The organism is Shewanella pneumatophori (assembly GCF_023283895.1).
Lineage (GTDB): Bacteria > Pseudomonadota > Gammaproteobacteria > Enterobacterales > Shewanellaceae > Shewanella > Shewanella pneumatophori.
The window spans coordinates 1-3,625 of record NZ_JAKILB010000029.1 but is presented as its reverse complement, the minus strand read 5'-3'; the positions used below and the strand labels follow the sequence as shown (position 1 = coordinate 3,625).

Here is a 3,625-nt window from a genome sequence, read left to right as displayed (position 1 = left end):
AAAAGAATGGTGGTCGATACTGGGCTCGAACCAGTGACCCCCTCCTTGTAAGGGAGGTGCTCTCCCAGCTGAGCTAATCGACCTGGGATTTCATAATGTTTTAATTCTTTACGAAAAGAATGGTGGTCGATACTGGGCTCGAACCAGTGACCCCCTCCTTGTAAGGGAGGTGCTCTCCCAGCTGAGCTAATCGACCTCGCTGTGTGGGGCCGTATTATAGGGAGGAACGATCTACTGTCAACGCTTTTTTTAGATAAAATAACGACTACGGTTCAATTTTGCGCGTGTTGCTGCATAGTTAATCAGGGGCGCACAGTATTGAGCCAAAACTGGTTAAAAGTTAACTTACAACTTGCTAGCCAGTCTATCGTCAATTATCGAAATCTGGATATTGTGCTAGATATCTTACACTAGAAAATCATCAATTGTTGAGCGACTCGCTTTAAAGTCATCTTTAAAAGAGGACTTTAATCGGCTTTAAAATGTGCACTTCGATTTATAGTTGCGATTGTAGCTTGTCATTAAGGGAGGTTTTGTCCTGCTAGGCTTAATTAATTTTAGCTTTTATTACGTAAATGCATCAGAAGTTTAGTACTTGTACGTTGTATCTTTGGCAGAAAAGCGGCTTTATTTAGGGACAAAGAGATTGTTTGCAGCTAAAAAAACTCTCTAAGTGTTACTAAAACAAGACTTGGGAAGCTAAAGCGCGCAATTAAATGTGGCTGTTTTAATGTTACTACTTGGCTATATGAAGTCCTTTTTGCTGACCAGCAGTTATCCTTGTCGTTTACTTGTTTTCATTTATTGGGAGGATTCTGGCGTATGGTATTTTGTTTATATTTAAGCTGTTGTTCTGTTTAGCTGAGAGCGGCGGTTTTATGTGAGATCTGGTTTCCGCCTTAGCTTAATGATCTACATGAGATTAGTTATCTACATGAGATTAATGATCTATATGCGAAGAGAACTGCATATGATTTGAACTATATGGGGGGAACTGAACGAGCAGAGAACTTCATAGTCCCAGAGCAAATTCAATCTAGCAGAGCTATCTAGGCTCAAACTAGGCTTTAGATATAGTCATACTTCTTATTATTTAAGCCATATATGCACCGCTTGGTAGAGCTGTCTATTTAAGCATGCAGAGCTAACATCAGTAATGGGGCTTATCATCTATTCGACATTATGCGGTTCGCTGCGAATTTACTCCTTTAATAAAGGATAATAAGGGAGGGGAGTCAGGAGGGAGATATAGCTTATCTAGTTTTGAAGGCCGGGATCAGCTCTGACTTCAGTCATTTGTGCCTTGGGTTATTCCCTCTGCAGTGGCTCTCTCTATTACTGCATTAATAGGTTTTTAAAACTAATCTCCAAAATCAGTTTTTAAGCGTCTTTAATAAAAGTTGCCTCAACAAGCGCAAGCGCTGTTAAAAAAGGCTCTCTTATATTCACCTCATTGCAGAAATGCGAAAGGCAGCGTTTTATCAAACCATAGCGCTATAAAGAAGTAGAGCTTTACTGAATGTGCTTGGTTCATGACTCTCTAAAGTATTTAAAACAATCCACATTCACTTAATTGCATCTTTAACTCACTATTTAGGGGAGGAGCGGCTTACTGAAGAGTCGAGTCGCTCATTTTCGTTACAAAATTTGCCTTATAACAGTAGATCTATTTTCCCTGGCTCTTTTGGCTGTTAGAATATGCGCCACATTCATTAGTACAGTCTATTATTTAGGCTTTCTACATAGGTCAATGTCCATTATGACAGTTAAGACGCGTTTTGCTCCAAGCCCTACCGGCTTTTTGCACGTTGGTGGTGCTCGTACAGCACTTTATTCATGGTTATATGCACGCGCAAACCAAGGCGAGTTTGTTTTACGTATCGAAGATACCGATCTAGAACGCTCGACTCCTGAAGCATGTGCTGCAATTTTAGAAGGCATGGAATGGCTTAACCTGAATTGGGATGAAGGTCCTTACTATCAAACCAAGCGTTTTGATCGTTACAACGAGATCATTGCACAGATGCTAGAGCAGGGCACTGCATACAAGTGTTACTGTAGCCGTGAACGTATTGAAACAATGCGCGAAGAGCAAGCAGCTAAAGGTGAGCAACAGAAGTATGATGGTTGCTGCCGTGATAAAGCTCCTCGTGATACTGATGAGCCATTTGTTGTACGTTTCAAAAACCCAACAGAAGGTAGTGTAGTATTTGATGATCACGTACGTGGTCGCATTGAATTTGCTAACAGTACATTAGATGACTTAATTATTGCTCGTACGGAAGGCACACCAACTTATAACTTCTGTGTAGTTGTTGACGATTGGGATATGGGTATTACTTGTGTTGTTCGCGGTGAAGACCACATCAACAATACACCTCGTCAGATCAATATCCTTAAAGCACTAGGTGCACCAGTACCTGAATATGCTCACGTATCTATGATCTTAGGTGATGATGGCGCTAAGCTATCTAAGCGTCATGGTGCTGTTGGTGTTATGCAATACCGTGATGATGGTTACTTACCTGAAGCGCTACTGAACTATTTAGTACGTTTAGGTTGGTCACATGGCGATCAAGAAGTGTTCTCTATTGATGAGATGAAGCAATTCTTTAGCCTTGATGATATCAACAAAGCGGCTTCAGCTTTTAATACAGATAAACTGATTTGGTTAAACCAGCACTATATTAAAGAATCTGATCCAGAATATGTTGCTTCTCACCTAGCGTGGCACATGGCTGACCAAAACATTGATACAAGCAATGGTCCAAAGCTATCTGAAGTTGTTTCTGCATTGTCTGAACGTGCAAAAACACTAAAAGAACTTGCTGCATCTAGCCGTTACTTCTTTGAAGATTTCGAAGAGTTTGACGAAAATGCTGCTAAAAAGCACCTAAGAGGTGTTGCACTAGAGCCATTACAGTTATTCCAAACTAAATTAGCTGCTTTAAGTGATTGGACTTTAGAAGCAATTCATCAAGCAATTGAAGATACAGCTGCTGAATTAGAAGTCGGTATGGGTAAAGTGGGTATGCCATTACGCGTTGCAGTAACTGGCGCTGGCATGTCACCTGCTGTTGATTTGACCATATTCTTGGTTGGAAAGGCTCGTACAGAGCAAAGAATCTCCAAAGCGATTGAATTTGTAGCAAATAGAATAAATTCCTAAAAAACGGGTTGACTCTTTTGGGTGCGCTGCATAGAATGCGCCACGCAGTTGAGACACAGGCAACGAATAGTTCGCGGTGCACTCAAAAGTGATTTAGTTAGTGAGGGGCCTTAGCTCAGCTGGGAGAGCGCAACACTGGCAGTGTTGAGGTCAGCGGTTCGATCCCGCTAGGCTCCACCACCTACTAATTTAAGCGTTAAGTTTTAGCCTACAGAACTTAATGAGTATTCACTCTTTGGTAGAGTATAACGCCAGTCCGGGTCCCCTTCGTCTAGAGGCCTAGGACACCGCCCTTTCACGGCGGTAACAGGGGTTCGAATCCCCTAGGGGATACCACTATTTATGAAGCGTTGAGTTTTAGCCTACAGAACTCAATGAGTATTCACTCTTTGGTAGAGTATAACGCCAGTCCGGGTCCCCTTCGTCTAGAGGCCTAGGACACCGCCCTTTCACGGC

Annotated in this window: 1 protein-coding gene and 4 tRNA genes; 3 read left to right on the top strand and 2 right to left on the bottom strand. The window is 42.0% G+C overall.

The window, feature by feature from the left end; all coding sequences use genetic code 11:
- Nucleotides 1-7: 7 nt before the first annotated feature.
- Together L2740_RS21325 and L2740_RS21320 are read right to left on the bottom strand one after the other, a co-directional pair.
- Nucleotides 8-83 (bottom strand) — tRNA-Val (locus tag L2740_RS21325).
- 37 nt (nt 84-120) lie between these two features.
- Nucleotides 121-196, bottom strand: a tRNA-Val gene (locus L2740_RS21320).
- 1,563 nt (nt 197-1,759) lie between these two features.
- On the opposite strand from L2740_RS21320, the gene gltX reads away from it, so the two are divergent.
- From gltX to L2740_RS21305, 3 genes are all read left to right on the top strand, one after another.
- Nucleotides 1,760-3,169: a glutamate--tRNA ligase gene (gene gltX / locus L2740_RS21315; RefSeq protein WP_248951998.1), complete on the top strand. Its 1,410-nt coding sequence runs from the start codon at nt 1,760-1,762 to the stop codon at nt 3,167-3,169.
- Nucleotides 3,170-3,273: 104 nt separating this feature from the next.
- Nucleotides 3,274-3,349 (top strand) — tRNA-Ala (locus L2740_RS21310).
- Nucleotides 3,350-3,429: 80 nt separating this feature from the next.
- Nucleotides 3,430-3,505: transfer RNA gene (locus L2740_RS21305), tRNA-Glu, on the top strand.
- Nucleotides 3,506-3,625: the final 120 nt, after the last annotated feature.

What these genes read in the sequence shown, in the direction of transcription:
- gltX (WP_248951998.1), top strand. Translation starts at nt 1,760, where the DNA reads ATGACAGTTAAGACGCGTTTTGCTCCAAGCCCTACCGGCTTTTTGCAC.